The sequence below is a fragment of the Nocardioides sp. dk884 genome (assembly GCF_009557055.1).
Classification (GTDB): Bacteria; Actinomycetota; Actinomycetes; order Propionibacteriales; family Nocardioidaceae; genus Nocardioides.
Genome location: NZ_CP045649.1, coordinates 2,993,784 through 3,008,540 on the forward strand (window position 1 = coordinate 2,993,784; position 14,757 = coordinate 3,008,540).

Annotated in this window: 17 protein-coding genes; 11 read left to right on the forward strand and 6 right to left on the reverse strand. The window is 71.8% G+C overall.

Features of this window, described 5'->3' with window-relative positions:
• Positions 1–23 precede the first annotated feature (23 nt).
• From GFH29_RS14415 to GFH29_RS14420, 3 genes are all read left to right on the forward strand, one after another.
• On the forward strand, positions 24–3,767 hold the full coding sequence (locus GFH29_RS14415) for a multifunctional oxoglutarate decarboxylase/oxoglutarate dehydrogenase thiamine pyrophosphate-binding subunit/dihydrolipoyllysine-residue succinyltransferase subunit (RefSeq protein WP_153324511.1): 3,744 nt from the start codon (positions 24–26) through the stop codon (positions 3,765–3,767).
• 74 nt (positions 3,768–3,841) lie between these two features.
• On the forward strand, positions 3,842–4,018 hold the full coding sequence (locus GFH29_RS20485; RefSeq protein ID WP_194288954.1) for a DUF6104 family protein: 177 nt from the start codon (positions 3,842–3,844) through the stop codon (positions 4,016–4,018).
• A 19-nt stretch (positions 4,019–4,037) separates the two neighbouring features.
• Entirely contained in the window at positions 4,038–4,643 is a 606-nt protein-coding gene (locus GFH29_RS14420) for an acetoacetate decarboxylase family protein (protein ID WP_153324512.1), read from the forward strand.
• Positions 4,644–4,679: 36 nt separating this feature from the next.
• Here GFH29_RS14420 and GFH29_RS14425 read toward each other — a convergent pair whose 3' ends face one another.
• The 4 genes from GFH29_RS14425 to GFH29_RS14440 form a co-directional block, all read right to left on the reverse strand.
• Positions 4,680–5,363, reverse strand: coding sequence for an SDR family oxidoreductase (locus tag GFH29_RS14425; protein ID WP_153324513.1), 684 nt, complete (start codon positions 5,361–5,363; stop codon positions 4,680–4,682).
• Positions 5,360–6,328: a zinc-binding dehydrogenase gene (locus GFH29_RS14430; RefSeq protein ID WP_153324514.1), complete on the reverse strand. Its 969-nt coding sequence runs from the start codon at positions 6,326–6,328 to the stop codon at positions 5,360–5,362. Before GFH29_RS14430 ends, GFH29_RS14425 begins: the two co-directional genes overlap by 4 nt.
• A gap of 172 nt (positions 6,329–6,500) precedes the next feature.
• Positions 6,501–7,691, reverse strand: coding sequence for an NAD(P)-dependent malic enzyme (locus GFH29_RS14435; protein WP_153324515.1), 1,191 nt, complete (start codon positions 7,689–7,691; stop codon positions 6,501–6,503).
• 222 nt (positions 7,692–7,913) lie between these two features.
• Positions 7,914–8,273, reverse strand: coding sequence for a S24/S26 family peptidase (locus tag GFH29_RS14440; RefSeq protein ID WP_323368664.1), 360 nt, complete (start codon positions 8,271–8,273; stop codon positions 7,914–7,916).
• Positions 8,274–8,355: 82 nt separating this feature from the next.
• On the opposite strand from GFH29_RS14440, the gene sodN reads away from it, so the two are divergent.
• The 3 genes from sodN to GFH29_RS14455 all read left to right on the forward strand — a co-directional run bounded on the left by sodN (position 8,356) and on the right by GFH29_RS14455 (position 10,184).
• Positions 8,356–8,760, forward strand: coding sequence for a superoxide dismutase, Ni (gene sodN, locus GFH29_RS14445; protein ID WP_153324517.1), 405 nt, complete (start codon positions 8,356–8,358; stop codon positions 8,758–8,760).
• A 171-nt stretch (positions 8,761–8,931) separates the two neighbouring features.
• Positions 8,932–9,372, forward strand: coding sequence for an anti-sigma factor (locus tag GFH29_RS14450; protein WP_153324518.1), 441 nt, complete (start codon positions 8,932–8,934; stop codon positions 9,370–9,372).
• Positions 9,372–10,184 carry an RNA polymerase sigma factor SigF gene (locus GFH29_RS14455; RefSeq protein WP_153324519.1) on the forward strand — a complete coding sequence of 271 codons (813 nt, stop codon included), beginning with the start codon at positions 9,372–9,374 and terminating at the stop codon, positions 10,182–10,184. The genes GFH29_RS14450 and GFH29_RS14455 overlap by 1 nt, the downstream gene beginning before the upstream one ends.
• Before the next feature lie 11 nt (positions 10,185–10,195).
• On the opposite strand, the gene GFH29_RS14460 is transcribed toward GFH29_RS14455, so the two are convergent.
• Complete coding sequence (locus tag GFH29_RS14460; protein ID WP_153324520.1) at positions 10,196–10,597, reverse strand: hypothetical protein; 402 nt, start codon at positions 10,595–10,597, stop codon at positions 10,196–10,198.
• A 246-nt stretch (positions 10,598–10,843) separates the two neighbouring features.
• Here GFH29_RS14460 and GFH29_RS14465 point away from each other — a divergent pair, with 246 nt between their 5' ends.
• Positions 10,844–11,095: a WhiB family transcriptional regulator gene (locus GFH29_RS14465; protein WP_011755173.1), complete on the forward strand. Its 252-nt coding sequence runs from the start codon at positions 10,844–10,846 to the stop codon at positions 11,093–11,095.
• A gap of 82 nt (positions 11,096–11,177) precedes the next feature.
• On the opposite strand, the gene GFH29_RS14470 is transcribed toward GFH29_RS14465, so the two are convergent.
• On the reverse strand, positions 11,178–12,662 hold the full coding sequence (locus GFH29_RS14470) for a PAS domain-containing sensor histidine kinase (RefSeq protein ID WP_153324521.1): 1,485 nt from the start codon (positions 12,660–12,662) through the stop codon (positions 11,178–11,180).
• 81 nt (positions 12,663–12,743) lie between these two features.
• Between GFH29_RS14470 and GFH29_RS14475 the strand changes: the two genes are divergently transcribed.
• From GFH29_RS14475 to GFH29_RS20940, 4 genes are all read left to right on the forward strand, one after another.
• Positions 12,744–13,631, forward strand: coding sequence for a DUF2785 domain-containing protein (locus GFH29_RS14475; RefSeq protein WP_153324522.1), 888 nt, complete (start codon positions 12,744–12,746; stop codon positions 13,629–13,631).
• Positions 13,632–13,635: 4 nt separating this feature from the next.
• A complete protein-coding gene (locus tag GFH29_RS14480) occupies positions 13,636–14,157 on the forward strand; it encodes a GNAT family N-acetyltransferase (RefSeq protein ID WP_153324523.1) in 522 nt (173 codons plus the stop codon).
• Entirely contained in the window at positions 14,154–14,540 is a 387-nt protein-coding gene (locus GFH29_RS14485) for a thioesterase family protein (protein WP_228387506.1), read from the forward strand. The genes GFH29_RS14480 and GFH29_RS14485 overlap by 4 nt, the downstream gene beginning before the upstream one ends.
• 72 nt (positions 14,541–14,612) lie before the next feature.
• A complete protein-coding gene (locus GFH29_RS20940) occupies positions 14,613–14,687 on the forward strand; it encodes a 50S ribosomal protein bL37 (RefSeq protein ID WP_369759046.1) in 75 nt (24 codons plus the stop codon).
• Positions 14,688–14,757 lie beyond the last annotated feature (70 nt).

A 14,757-nucleotide genomic window follows, 5' to 3' on the forward strand; every position in this document is an offset into this window, starting at 1 on the left:
ATTCGGAAGAGGCGAAGCAAGTCGTGCCGCAGTCCTCAGGCAACCAGACTCCCACCAGCTCCCATGAACCCTCGGCCGACGACTTCGGCGCCAATGAGTGGCTCGTCGAGGAGATGTACGACCGATACCAGAAGGACCCGAGCAGCGTCGACGCGACGTGGGTGAGCTACTTCGAGGCCAACGGCAAGAACGGCGCCACGGCTCCCGCGAAGACCGCCCCGAGCAAGGCTCAGGCGGCGCCTGCCAAGGCCCCGCAGAAGGCCGCCCAGAAGACTGCTCAGCAGGCTGAGCCGAAGGCCGAGGCCAAGCCGGCCCCGGTCGCCAAGCCGCGCCCGGCCGCGAAGGCCGCCGAGCCGGCGAAGGGGACCTCGAACCCGGTCCCGAAGGAGTCGCGCCCCGCCGAGCCCTCCGCGGCCAAGGACGAGCCGACCTACACCGTGCTGCGCGGCGCCCCGGCGCGTACCGCCAAGAACATGGACGAGTCGCTGACCGTCCCGACCGCGACCTCGGTCCGCTCGGTGCCGGTCAAGCTGCTGTGGGACAACCGCACCGTCATCAACAACCACCTCGCGCGCGCTCGTGGCGGCAAGGTCTCCTTCACCCACCTGATCGGCTACGCGCTGGTGCAGGCCGTGAAGCAGATGCCGGAGATGAACGTCGGCTTCGACGTGGTGGACGGCAAGCCCAACCTGATCACGCCGCCGCACATCAACCTCGGCCTCGCGATCGACGTCCCCAAGCCCGACGGCAGCCGCCAGCTGCTCGTGCCGGCCATCAAGGCCGCCGAGACGATGGACTTCGCCGGGTTCTGGACCGCCTACGAGGACATCGTCCGCAAGGCGCGCGACAACAAGCTCACGGTGGCCGACTTCCAGGGCACCTCGATCTCGCTGACCAACCCCGGCGGCATCGGCACCAGCCACTCGGTCCCCCGCCTGATGAAGGGCCAGGGCGCCATCATCGGCGTCGGCGCGATGGAGTACCCGCCGGAGTGGCAGGGCGCCTCGGCCGAGGCGATCGCGCGCAACGCGATCAGCAAGGTCATGACCCTGACCTCGACCTACGACCACCGCGTCATCCAGGGCGCGCAGTCGGGTGAGTTCCTCAAGGTCCTGCACGGCCTGCTGCTCGGGCAGAACGGCTTCTACGACGAGATCTTCCGCTCGCTGCGCATCCCCTACGAGCCGATCCGCTGGAGCCACGACATCTCCGCGTCGCACGACGATGAGATCTCCAAGCAGGCGCGCATCCTCGAGCTGATCCACGCCTACCGCGTCCGCGGCCACCTGATGGCCGACACGGACCCGCTGGAGTACCGCCAGCGCAGCCACCCCGACCTCGAGATCGAGTCGCACGGGCTCACCCTGTGGGATCTGGACCGCGAGTTCGCGACCGGCGCGTTCGGCCCCGAGGGCCGCCGCTTCATGAAGCTGCGCGACATCCTGGGCATCCTGCGTGACTCCTACTGCCGCACCACCGGCATCGAGTACATGCACATCATGGACCCCGAGCAGCGCCAGTGGATCCAGGAGCGCATCGAGGTCCCCCACGTGAAGCCGCCCCGCGAGGAGCAGCTCCGCATCCTGCTGAAGCTCAACCAGGCCGAGGCCTTCGAGACCTTCCTGCAGACCAAGTTCGTCGGCCAGAAGCGCTTCAGCCTCGAGGGCGGCGAGACCACGATCCCGCTGATCGACGAGATCTGCGAGGCCGCCGCCGAGGCGTCCCTCGACGAGGTCGCGATCGGCATGGCGCACCGCGGTCGCCTCAACGTGCTGGCCAACATCGTCGGCAAGAAGTACTCCCAGATCTTCCGGGAGTTCGAGGGCAACATCGACCCGCGCACCGTCCAGGGCTCCGGCGACGTGAAGTACCACCTCGGCGCCGAGGGCGAGTTCGAGGCCGACTCCGGCGAGACCGTGAAGGTCTCGGTCGCGGCCAACCCCTCGCACCTCGAGGCCGTCGACCCGGTCCTGGAGGGCATCGCCCGCGCCAAGCAGGACGTGCTCGACCGTGGCGCGGCGTACCCGGTCCTGCCGCTGCTCGTGCACGGCGACGCGGCGTTCGCCGGCCAGGGCGTGGTGGCGGAGACGCTGAACCTCTCCCAGCTGCGCGGCTACCGCACCGGCGGCACCATCCACGTGGTCATCAACAACCAGGTCGGCTTCACGACCTCGCCGGGCTCCTCGCGCTCGACGCTGTACAGCACCGACGTGGCCCGCATGGTGCAGGCGCCGATCTTCCACGTGAACGGCGACGACCCGGAGGCGTGCATCCGCGTCGCGCGGCTCGCCTTCGAGTACCGCCAGGCGTTCAACAAGGACGTCGTCATCGACCTGGTCTGCTACCGCCGCCGCGGTCACAACGAGGGCGACGACCCGTCGTACACCCAGCCGCTGATGTATGACCTGATCGAGCAGAAGCGCTCGGTGCGCAAGCTCTACACCGAGTCCCTCATCGGTCGTGGCGACATCACGATCGAGGAGGCCGAGCAGGTCCTGCGCGACTACCAGCAGCAGCTGGAGCGCGTCTTCACCGAGGTCCGCCAGGCCAGCACCGAGCCGCCGGCCGAGTGGACGACCGTTCCGGACTACCCGGAGAAGTCGGTCGGCAAGGCCGCGACCGCGGTCCCCGAGGAGTACCTCAAGCGGATCGCCGACGCCTACGTCACGCCGCCGGAGGGCTTCACCGTCCACCCGAAGGTGATGCCGCAGCTGCAGCGTCGCGCCACCGCGATCACCGACGGCAACATCGACTGGGGCACCGGCGAGATCCTCGCCTTCGGCTCGCTGCTGATGGACGGCCGCCCGGTGCGCCTGGCCGGCCAGGACTCGCGACGCGGCACCTTCGTGCAGCGCTTCGCGACGATCATCGACCGCAAGAACGCCGACGAGTGGACCCCGCTCTCGGCGCTCACCGAGGACCAGGCGAAGTTCCACGTCTACGACTCGCTGCTCAGCGAGTACGCCGCTCTCGGCTTCGAGTACGGCTACTCCGTGGCCCGTCCCGACGCCCTGGTGCTGTGGGAGGCGCAGTTCGGCGACTTCGTCAACGGCGCGCAGACCGTCATCGACGAGTTCATCAGCTCCGGTGAGAGCAAGTGGAACCAGCAGTCCGGCGTCGTCCTGCTGCTGCCCCACGGCTACGAGGGCCAGGGCGCCGACCACTCCTCGGCGCGCATCGAGCGGTTCCTCACGATGGCGGCCGACGAGGCCTTCGTCGTGGCCCAGCCGAGCACGCCGGCGTCGCACTTCCACCTGCTGCGCCAGCACTCCCTCGGCGAGGAGCACCGTCCGCTGATCGTCTTCACCCCGAAGTCGATGCTCAAGCGCAAGGAGGCCGCCTCCAAGCCCGAGGACTTCACCACCGGCACCTTCCGCCCGTTCATCGCCGACGAGAGCGCCGACCCCAACGAGGTCGACACCCTCCTGCTGTGCTCGGGTCGCGTGACCTGGGACCTGATGGTCGAGCGGGCCAAGCGCGAGGACGGCAAGCGCTTCGCGATCGGTCGCGTCGAGCAGCTCTACCCGCGCCCGACCGAGGACATCAAGGCCGAGATCGCGCGCTACCCCCGCCTCAAGGAGGTGCGCTGGGTCCAGGACGAGCCGATGAACATGGGCCCGTGGCCGCACTACGCGCTCAACGTGGTGCCGGAGCTGGACGCCACGGTCGTCGCGGTCACCCGCGAGGAGTCCTCCTCGCCGGCCGTCGGTACCGTCAAGCGCCACCAGGCCGAGCAGAAGGACCTGCTGGGCCGGGCCTTCGCCTGATCAGTCCCACCCTCGTATGGCCCACCGTGCTCTCGCGCACGGTGGGCCATACGCCTTTTCGAGGAGGATCGAGGATGTACTTCACCGACCGTGGCATCGAGGAGCTGGAGAAGCGCCGGGGCGAGGAGGAGGTCACGCTGGCCTGGCTCGCGGACCGGCTCCAGGAGTTCACCGACACCCACCCGGAGTTCGAGACCGCCGTCGAGCGTTTCGCCACCTGGCTGGCCCGCCTCGACGACCCCGAGGACTAGCCCCGTCTAGGGTGCCCGCATGACGACCTACCCCGACCCGCCGTGGGACATGGTGGGCCAGCTCTGGCTCTCGCTGTTCCGCCTGCCCACGCCCGTGGACGACCTGCGCCCGGCAGGCGTGCACGGCGTGGCGTTCGTGCGCTACGAGGAGGGCAGCCCGCTGACCTACTCCGAGCTGCTGGTGGCCCGCCCGATCAGCGGGCCCCACGGCCGGCGGGTGTCGATCTCCGACATCTGGGTCGACTCCCCCGCCTCCGTCGCCGGCGGTCGTGAGCTGTGGGCGATCCCGAAGCTGATCGCCGAGCTCTCCTCCTCGTCCGTGCGGCGCGGCCCGGTCTCCCACACGGAGTGGAGCGCCGTCACCGGGTCCCAGCCGATCGTCCAGGCGCGCTTCGGCGACGTCTCCGGCGTCGCGCTGCGTACGCCTTTTCGTGGCGGCACCTGGCAGCCCGGCATCGCCGACACCGGCGGGCAGGAGCGCACCGCCGAGCTCACCGGCTCCGCCAAGGCGCTGCCGTGCCGCGCCCAGTGGGACTTCGCCACCGATGGTCCCCTCGCCTGGCTCTCCGGCGCCCGCCAGCTCGCGTCGTTCCGGATGACCGACTTCCGGATGTCGTTCACCTGACCCGCTCGCCGAGTCGCGGCCGACTCGCGGCTGGGCTCAGCGGGGGCGGAGGGTGAGGTCGGTGAGGGTGGCGTCCCCGGGCAGGTCGAGGACGTGGAGGATCGCGTCGACGACGGTGGCCGGGTCGATCCAGGCACCGGGGTCGTAGTCACGCCCCTCCTGGCGGTGCACCTCCTCCTGCATGGCGGTGGCGACGCGTCCGGGGTAGATCGAGGAGACCCGCACGCCGCGGTCCTGCTCCTCCGCGCGCAGCGCGTCGGCGAGGGCGCGCAGTCCGTGCTTCGAGGCCGAGTACGCCGCCCAGTGCGGGTTGGCCCGCAGTCCCGAGCCCGAGTTGACGAAGACAGCCGTGCCGCGGGCGCTCCGCAGCGCCGGGAGCGCGATCCGGGTCAGCACGGCCGGCGCGACGAGGTTGACCGTGAGGGTGTCCTGCCACGCGCCGGCCGTGAGCTCCCCCACCTCGCCCAGCTCGACCACGCCCGCTGCGTGGACCACCGAGTCCAGGGAGTCCGGCAGCGCGCCCGCGAGCCCCTCGACCGCAGACGGGTCGGCCAGGTCGGCCACGAGCACCTCGGCGCCCGGCACCCCGGCCCGCAGGTCCTCGGCGCGGGCGGCCGAGCGGGCCACCAGCACGAGCTCGTCGCCCCGAGCTGCCAGCCGCTCGGCCAGCAGGCGCCCGATGCCCGAGCCGGCACCGGTCACCAGGTGCCGGGCGCTCATCGGGTCAGCACGACCTTGCCGAACAGGTCACCGGCGGCCATCGCGGCGAACCCCTCGCGGGCCTCGGTCATCGGCAGCGTCCGGTCGATCAGCGGCCGCGCCCCCGTGGCGTCGCAGAGGTTGACCAGCGCGGCCAGCTCCTCGCGGGTGCCCATGGTGGAGCCGACCACCCGCAGCTGGAGGAAGAAGATCCGGGTCAGCTCGGCGTCGTCGAGCTGCGCGCCCGAGGTCGTGCCCGAGATGACGATCGCGCCACCGGGGCGCAGCGAGCGCACCGAGTGCGACCAGGTCGCGCGCCCGACGGTCTCCATCACGGCGTCGACCTTGATCGGCAGCCGTGCGCCCGACTCGAACACCTCGTGGGCGCCGAGCTCGAGGGCCCGCGCCCGCTTGGCCTCGTCGCGGCTGGTGGCGAACACCCGCAGCCCGCCGGCACGCGCCAGCGTGATCAGCGCGGTCGCGACGCCGCCGCCGGCACCCTGCACCAGCACGGTGTCGCCGGCCTTGAGCCCGCCCTGGGTGAACAGCATCCGGTAGGCGGTGAGCCAGGCGGTCGGCAGGCAGGCCGCCTCCTCGAAGGACATCGTGGCCGGCTTGCGCACGATGTTGCGGCGCGGGACGACGACGGTCTCGGCGAAGGTGCCCTGGTGGCGCTCGGAGAGGATCGAGCGCCGCGGGTCGAGGGTGTCGTCGCCGGTCCAGCCCGGGTCGTTGACCACCGCGTGCACGACGACCTCGTTGCCGTCCTCGTCGTACCCGGCCGCGTCGCAGCCCAGGATCATCGGCAGCGCCTCCTGGCGCAGCCCCACGCCGCGCAGCGACCAGAGGTCGTGGTGGTTGAGCGAGGCGGCCTTGACGCTCACCCGCGCCCATCCGTCGGGCACGACCGGGTCGGGGCGCTCGCCCAGCTTCAGGACCGAGACCGGGTCGTCAGGGGAGAACTCATCGGCGTAGACGGCAAACATGGTGCCGACCCTAGCGAGCGGGTCGGCACCATGTGCGGCGGTTCAGGGTCGGGCGGTGGGCCCGGGGTGCGCATTCCCGCGCAATTGCTGGGAAAAGCACCCCCCGGCGGGAGAAACAGGTACTTCTCCCAGCAATTGCGCAGTTGTACGCGGGCCCCGGGTCAGCGCCGGGTCAGCGCCGGGCCACGCCGTCGCGGCGGGCGGCGGCGGCCACGGCGGCGGCCACGGCCGGGCCGACCCGGGGGTCGAACGGCGAGGGGATGATCATGTCCTCGCGCAGGTCGTCGCCCACCAGGCCGGCGATCGCCTGGGCCGCCGCGAGCTTCATGCCCTCGGTGATCGCGCGGGCGTGCGCGTCGAAGGCCCCGCGGAAGATGCCCGGGAACGCGAGCACGTTGTTGATCTGGTTGGGGTAGTCCGACCGGCCGGTCGCCACCACGCGTGCGTACTTGTGCGCGATGTCGGGGTGCACCTCGGGGGTGGGGTTGGCCAGCCCGAAGATGATCGCGTCCGCCGCCATCGTGGCGACGTGCTCCTCGGGCACGGTGCCGCCGGAGACGCCGATGTAGACGTCGGCACCGACGAGCACGTCGGCCAGCTGGCCGGTGCGACCGGTGCGGTCGGCGGTGAGCTCGGCGAGGGCCCGCTTGACAGGGGTCAGGTCATCGCGCGAGGAGTGCAGCACGCCCTTGCGGTCGATGACCGCGATGTCGGGGATCCCCGCCTCGAGCAGGATCTTGGTGACCGCGACCCCGGCCGCGCCGGCGCCGCCGATCACCACCCGGGTGTCGGCGTGGGTGCGGCCGGTGAGGCGCAGCGCGTTCTCCAGCGCCGCAAGGGCCACCACGGCGGTGCCGTGCTGGTCGTCGTGGAAGACGGGGATGTCGAGGCGCTCCTTGAGCCGGTCCTCGATCTCGAAGCAGCGCGGCGCCGAGATGTCCTCGAGGTTGATGCCGCCGAAGCTCGGAGCCAGGCGGACCACCGTCTCGATGATCTCCTCGGTGTCGGTGGTGTCCAGGCAGATCGGCACCCCGTCCACGCCGCCGAACTGCTTGAACAGCACGGCCTTGCCCTCCATCACCGGCACCGCGGCGGCCGGACCGATGTCGCCCAGCCCGAGCACGGCGGTGCCGTCGGTCACGACGGCCACGGTGTTGGGGACCCAGGTGTAGACCTGCGTGAGCTCGGGGTCCGCAGCGATCGCCTCACAGACGCGCGCGACCCCGGGGGTGTAGGCGAGGGAGAGGTCGTCGCGACCGGCCAGCGGCACGGTGCAGGCGACCTCCATCTTGCCGCCGACGTGCAGGTCGAAGACCGGGTCGCCGGCGAACGGGTGGCTCGGGTGGACAGGTGCTGCGCTCATCTGGGGAGGACAACTTTCCAGGCGCCGGGAGGCGCCGCGTCGGAGGACGGAGCAACGCGTTCGGCGCGGCGGGTGTGCGCCAACCACGGATCCGGTACGGGATGGGGATCGGGGTTCGCCCAGTCTGGCACAGCCCGCTCCTCTCACTGAGTGATGAGATCGACCCAGTGAGATGTGCGATCGCTCACAGATCACGTGACTCGCGAGTACGCCGCGAGCGGCTCAGCGCAGCCGCGAGGGGCGCGGCCACAGCCGCGCGCGAACCACCGCGAGCACGTCCTGCTCGGCCACCGGGCCGCGGTGCCGGGAGTCGACCCCCTCGGCCGGGTTGTCGCTCAGCAGCCACCAACCAGGGTCACCGGCGCGGGTCGAGCGCCGCTCCACCGCCCGCTTGACCGCGAGCGTCCCGTCGGCGAAACGGGCCACCACGAGGCGCCCCGGTCCCGGCCGGCCGTGGTGGTCGATGAGCAGCCGGTCCCCCGGCGCGAGCAGCGGGCGCATCGACTCCCCCCGGACATGCGCGATCCCCAGGCGGGGTACTCGTGTCGCCAGACGGCGGTTGCTTCGTGCTCGCACTGTCACCCGAGTAGTGTCCCAGTCGAGCCTCTGGCTCCGTGACCGTCGTACGGTCGATTCCCCACAGATGTCAGATGAGAGGACACGCATGTTCGCGCGACTGTTCGCACCCACCCTCGAGGTTTCCGCCCACTGCGACCTGCCGTGCGGCGTGTACGACCCCGCTCAGGCCCGCATCGAGGCCGAGTCGATCAAGGCGATCATCGCCAAGGTCGCGGACAACGACGACCCGGACTTCCGCACCCGTGCCGTCCTGATCAAGGAGCAGCGCTCCGACCTGGTCAAGCACCACCTCTGGGTGCTGTGGACCGACTACTTCAAGGCGCCGCACTTCGAGAAGTACCCGCAGCTGCACCAGCTGTTCAACGAGGCGACCAAGCTCGCCGGCGGTGGCGGCGGCACCAAGGCCGTCTTCGACGCCGAGGTCGCCGACCAGCTGCTCGCGAAGATCGACGAGATCGCCGAGATCTTCTGGGAGACCAAGAAGGCCTGATCGCCCATGGCGTACGCCGGGGCCGGTCTGCGGGGACACCCGCGGATCGGCCCCGCGCCCATTTCGGGCCCCGTTCCGCGCCGCCCGGTGGGCCTGGGTCACCGACGCGCACGCCGTCGTCTAGGGTCAGGGGTCCTCACCAGTCCCGCAGCTCGTCGAAGGAAGACATCCATGGCACCGTCCACCGCCGGGTCACGGGGGAAGCGCGCCGACGTGGAGTTCCGGCTGCCCGCCGACGGAGCCTACGTCTCGGTCCTGCGCACCGCGACCGCCGCCATCGCGGCCCGCCTCGACCTCACGATCGACGACATCGAGGACCTCCGCGTGGCCGTCGGCGAGGCCGGGGCGCTGCTGCTGCCCGAGGCCGACGAGGCCGCCGACCTGCACTGCCTGTTCTACCTGCGTCCCGGCAAGCTGGTCGTCACCGTCGGGGTGGACTCGCGCCATCCCTCCACCCCGGACCGCGAGAGCTTCGCCTGGCAGGTGCTGACCACGCTGACCGACCTCACCGAGGTCGAGTACGCCGACGGCCACCTCGCCATCACCATGTCGATGACCTCCTCGGCGCTCGGCTCGCCCGGTGCAGCACGAGGCGCCGGCCTGGACGTCTGATGTGTGAGGAACCCGGCACTCCCGACACCCCCCTGCCGCCCACGGCGGCGGAGGTCACCCGCCGGCGCAGCGCCGAGCTGTTCGCCATCCTGCGTGATGAGTCCAGCTCGGAGTCGTCCCGCGAGGAGGCGCGCAACGCGCTGGTCCACCTCCATCTGCCGCTGGTCGATCACTGCGCGCGCCGCTTCCGCAACCGCGGCGAGCCGTTCGAGGACCTGGTCCAGGTCGGCACCATCGGACTGATCAAGTCCGTCGACCGCTTCGACCTCGACCGCGGGGTCGAGTTCTCCACCTACGCGACCCCGACGATCATCGGCGAGATCAAGCGCTACTTCCGCGACAAGGGCTGGGCGATCCGGGTGCCCCGGCGCCTGCAGGAGCTGCGGATGCAGATCGGCACCGCCACCGCCGAGCTCACCCAGACCCTCGGCCGCTCCCCCACGGCACGCGAGCTGGCCGAGGCGATCGGCTGCACGGTCGAGGAGATCGTCGAGGGCATCGACTCCAGCAACGCCTACAGCACCCTCTCCCTCGACGCCGCTGCCGACGACTCCGAGAACGGCGCGGCGAGCATGCTCGACGCGATCGGCATCGAGGACGCCGGCCTCGCGCACGTGGAGGTCCGCGAGTCGATCAAGCCGCTGCTGGACCGCCTCGACCCGCGCGAGAAGAAGATCCTGCTGCTGCGCTTCTTCAAGAACATGACGCAGTCCCAGATCGCCGCAGAGATCGGCGTCTCCCAGATGCACGTGTCCCGGCTGCTGACCCGCACCCTCGTGCAGCTGCGCAGCTCGCTGGAGCAGCAGGACTGATCAGCGCGCGGTCACTCGCGCCCTTGACCCGTCGGGTCGTCGATGAGCGCGCGGGTGCTGGCCGGGTGCAGAAGACACACCAGCACGACGACCGCGACGACTGCGAGCAGCACCGCGACCAACGTCGTGTCCCCGCCCAGGAAGCTCCAGGCGAGACCGAGCTGGATGAGCTGGGTGAGGATGATCGGCGCACGCGCCCACGGCGCCAGCCGGGTCAGGAACCACGCGCAGAGCATCAGCCCCGCGGCGTACAGCAAGAAGAAGAAGGCGGTCGAGGCGCCCATCGTGACGCGCACCGAGGAGATGTTGATCAGCTCCAGCAGCGCCAGGCCGAGCAGCGCGAGCGCCTCGAGCGCAGCACCACCGGCGGCGACCAGGAGCGGGACGGGCAGGTCTGGACGGCGGTCGGTCACGGCTCCAGGGTAGGAGACCGGGCACCGCGTCGGCCGACGGGTAGCCTCTCAGTGACGCCCGAGTGCGGCCCCTGTGACGAAAGAGACCATCGGAAGGTCTTGTCTCCGCCTCCGTTAGTTGCGACGCTGGGCGTGCGCTCGTGAATGCGTTCACAACGCGGTGCATTGTTGCGCCCAGCGCTTCAACGCAGGCCTGAGATGCCCCTGGTCTGCACGTTCGCAGTAGAGATGAGGGATTCTCCAGCCATGGATTGGCGCCACCGTTCCGCATGCCTCGATGAGGACCCGGAACTGTTCTTCCCGATCGGCAACACCGGTCCGGCCATCCTCCAGATCGAGGAGGCCAAGCAGGTCTGTCGGCGCTGCGAGGTCCGCGAGCAATGCCTCGCCTGGGCCCTCGAGGCCGGCCAGGACCACGGGGTCTGGGGTGGCCTCAGCGAGGACGAGCGTCGCGCGCTGAAGCGTCGCAACGCCCGCGCCCGCGTCCGTACGGCCTGATCACACCCGCCTGACACGTCCGGCCCCGGCGCGACCTTCGCGCCGGGCGGCCGGACCCCGACCGGCTCTCAGCGCCGCACTGTCACTCCAGCGGGATGTCGACCCCGACCCGTGTGCCGCTTCCCTCCGGCACCGGCCCGATCTCGAGCTGGCCGCCGAGCTCGGACTCCACCAGCGTGCGCACGATCGAGAGCCCGAGGTTGGTGGACCCCTCGACGTTGAAGCCCGCCGGCAGCCCGACGCCGTCGTCGTCGACGGTGAGGTGGAGGCGCCCGACCAGGCGCCGCACCCGCACGTCGATGGTGCCGACGAGCTCCTCGCTGCCGGCGTCGTAGCCGTGCTCGACGGCGTTCTGCATGATCTCGGTGAGCACCATCGCCAGCGCGGTCGCCGACTCCGAGGACAGCACGCCGAACGCGCCGTCGCGGCGCACCCGCACCCGCCCGCCGACGGCGCTGACATCGGTCACCATGGCGCCGAGACGGTCGGCCACGTCGTCGAAGTCGACGGTCTCCTCGACGGCCTGGCTGAGGGTCTCGTGCACGATCGCGATCGTGCCCACCCGGCGTACCGCCTCCTCGAGCGCGGAGCGGCCCGCCTCGGAGTCCATCCGGCGCGCCTGGAGACGCAGCAGTGCGGCGACGGTCTGCAGGTTGTTCTTCACCCGGTGGTGGATCTCGCGGATCGTGGCGTCCTTGGTCACCAGCTCCCGGTCGCGGCGGCGCAGGTCGGTGACGTCGCGGACCAGGATCAGCGCGCCGATGCGCTCCCCGGCCGGGCGCAGCGGCACCGCGCGGACGATCAGGGAGATCCCGTCGCTGCGCTCGCTGGTGATCTCCAGGTCGCGCTGGGCGCGTCCACCGAGGACCGCGCTCAGGGTCTCCTCGTCGGGTCGCCGCCGGGGCGGCACCAGCTCGCGGGTGACGTCGGTGAGGGTCAGCCCGGCGAGGTCGCCGGAGAGCCCGAGGCGGCGGTAGACCGACAGTGCGTTGGGGCTCGCGTACTCGACGCGACCCGCCGCGTCGACGCGCAGGAAGCCGTCACCGACCCGCGGGGAGTCCGCGTGGTCGCTGCGCTGACCCGGCGAGGGGAAGTGCCCCCGGGCGATCATCTGGGTCAGGTCCCCCGCGGTCTGCAGGTAGGACAGCTCGAGCTGGCTGGGGGTCCGCACGCCGAGCAGGTTGGTGTTGCGGGCCACGACCGCGATCACCCGGCCCTCGCGCCGCACCGGGATCGCCTCCACCCGCACCGGCACGTCGTCGCGCCACTCGGGATCGCCGTCACGCACCAGGCGCCCCTCCCGGGCCGCGGTGTCGAGCAGCGGACGGCGACCGGCCGGCACGAAGGTGCCGATCACGTCGTCGACGTACGCCGTCGGGCCGGTAGTGGGACGCATCTGCCCGGCTGCCCAGAACCCGCTGCCGTCGCGGTCGGGCAGCCAGAGCACGAGGTCGGCGAAGGAGAGGTCGGCGATGATCTGCCAGTCCGCCTGGAGCAGCTGCAGCCAGGCGACGTCCGCGTCGTCGAGGTCGGTGTGGCTGCGCACGAGCTCGGTCAGGGACGGCACCGGCCCAGCGTAGGCCCGCGCCCGCCCGGCCCGGCCACCGGCATCGTGCACCTGTCGGCGGTGTTTGGCAGGATGGCCCTCATGTCCGGGACGTACTGGCGAGAGCTGCAAGCACAAGGCCTCCCGGTCCCCTCCGACCGCTCGCTGCACGAGCTGAGCGCCGAGCTCACCGCGATGCTGGGCGATCCGGACCCCGCGGTGCGCGAGGGCCTCGCCCTCCCCGCGATCCTCACCTGGCTCGACCGCGGCGTGTACGACGACCTGATGAGCGGCCTCGGCGACGGCATGGCCCTCGGCCTGTCCGCCGGCCTCGGCGAGTCCGGCACCGACACCGTCTTTCGGCGCAGCCTGTCCGCGCGCGTCCTGGGCGCCTGCCTGGAGCGCGGCGTCGAGCTCGCGCTGATCTCCCCCGACCGGGTGCTCGACTGGGGCGACCGGCTCGCGACCTGGTTCCTGCGCGAGCAGGACCTGCGCGGCTTCGTGCCCGGCAAGGGCCGCGCCCACGCGGTCGCCCACGGCGCCGACGCGCTGGGCTCGCTCGCCGGCTCCAGCCACCTCGGCGCACCCGAGCTGACGGTCGTCCTCGACGTGCTGGCCGACCGGCTGCTGCTGCCCACCGAGGTGCTCTTCAACCACGGCGAGCCCGACCGGCTGGCCGCCGCGACCATCCGGGTCCTGCACCGCGACCTGGTGCCGCTGTCGGTCCTCGAGCCGTGGGTGGCCCGGATCGCCGCCCGCGCCGGGGTGCGCGCGGCGTACGACGGGCGCGACCCCTACCTCGTGCGTGGCAACGCCGAGTCGTTCCTGCGCGCGCTCTATCTCCAGCTGGCCCTGGGCCCGCAGCCGCCGCCGGTCCGCGCCGACCTGCTGCTGATCGTCGTCGACGCGCTGCGCGCCACCAACCCCGACCACCTGCGCGCCGCCGGCGAGCACTACCGCGGCACCCGGCGCGCCGGCGCGCGCGGCTGAGTCCGTGACGAGCGAGCGCCCGTCCCCGGTCGGCGACCCCGACCTGGTCGTGCGCCTCGCCGTGCCGGGCGACCACGACGCCGTCGGCGAGCTCGTCGCGGCCGCCTACGCCGACTTCCTCCTCGGCCCCGACGACCCCTACCTCTCGCGGCTGCGCGACAGCGCCGCCCGCGCGGCCGAGGCCGAGCTGTGGGTGGCCGCCGACCGTGGCGGCGAGCTGCTGGGCACTGTCACGATCTGCCCCGACGGCTCTCCGTGGCGCGAGATCGCCGGCCCCGACGAGGGCGAGTTCCGGATGCTCGCGGTCTCCCCCGCCGCCCAGGGCCGCGGGGTGGGTGCCCGCCTCGTCGAGCTGGTGCTGCAGCGGGCGCGCGCCGAGGGTCGCGGCGCCGTCGTGCTCTCCAGCCTGTCGCAGATGCGCGCCGCCCACCGCGTCTACGCGCGCTTCGGCTTCCTCGCCGTCCCTGAGCGGGACTGGCAGCCGGCGCCCGGCGTCGCGCTGCGTGTCTTCCGGGTGGCGCTGTGAGCGAGTCGTCCCTGCGCTTCACGGTCACCGCGGCCGACACCGCCGCGGCGCTCGGCTCCGGCACGCTGCCGGTGCTGGGGACCCCGCGCCTGCTCGCCTGGCTCGAGGCCGCCACCTGTGCCGCCCTGGACCCGACGCTGCCGGCGGGCTCGGCGTCGGTCGGCACCCGGGTCGCGGTCGAGCACCGGGCGCCCAGCCCGGTCGGGCAGCAGCTCGAGGTGACCGCCTCCTCGTCGTACGCCGACGGGCGCCTGCACCGCTTCACCGTCGCCGCCCGGCACGTCGTCGGCGACCGCCCGGGCGTGGTGGTGGCGAGCGGCGAGATCACCCGGGTCGTGGTCGACAGCGTCCGATTCCTGGCCCGGATTTCTCCTGCGTCCTGACATTTGGGAGGATGCTCCGTGGCCCGCCGGACATCCGTTGCAGGGTCGACGTCGATTCCGCAGGAGGACACCATGGGCAAGACCGGCCGCAAGCGCCGCGCTCGCAAGAAGAAGGGCGCGAACCACGGCAAGCGCCCCAACGCCTGAGCGCAGGCATCAAGCACTGAACCCCCGAGCCACCCGGCCGGGGGTTCGCTGCTTTCTCGGGCAGGACCTG

Coding starts and splice junctions, on each gene's coding strand:
- GFH29_RS20485 (WP_194288954.1), top strand. CDS start 3,842: ATGTACTTCACCGACCGTGGCATCGAGGAGCTGGAGAAGCGCCGGGGC.
- GFH29_RS14420 (WP_153324512.1), top strand. CDS start 4,038: ATGACGACCTACCCCGACCCGCCGTGGGACATGGTGGGCCAGCTCTGG.
- GFH29_RS14425 (WP_153324513.1), bottom strand. CDS start 5,363: ATGAGCGCCCGGCACCTGGTGACCGGTGCCGGCTCGGGCATCGGGCGC.
- GFH29_RS14430 (WP_153324514.1), bottom strand. CDS start 6,328: ATGTTTGCCGTCTACGCCGATGAGTTCTCCCCTGACGACCCGGTCTCG.
- GFH29_RS14435 (WP_153324515.1), bottom strand. CDS start 7,691: ATGAGCGCAGCACCTGTCCACCCGAGCCACCCGTTCGCCGGCGACCCG.
- sodN (WP_153324517.1), top strand. CDS start 8,356: ATGTTCGCGCGACTGTTCGCACCCACCCTCGAGGTTTCCGCCCACTGC.
- GFH29_RS14450 (WP_153324518.1), top strand. CDS start 8,932: ATGGCACCGTCCACCGCCGGGTCACGGGGGAAGCGCGCCGACGTGGAG.
- GFH29_RS14455 (WP_153324519.1), top strand. CDS start 9,372: ATGTGTGAGGAACCCGGCACTCCCGACACCCCCCTGCCGCCCACGGCG.
- GFH29_RS14465 (WP_011755173.1), top strand. CDS start 10,844: ATGGATTGGCGCCACCGTTCCGCATGCCTCGATGAGGACCCGGAACTG.
- GFH29_RS14475 (WP_153324522.1), top strand. CDS start 12,744: ATGTCCGGGACGTACTGGCGAGAGCTGCAAGCACAAGGCCTCCCGGTC.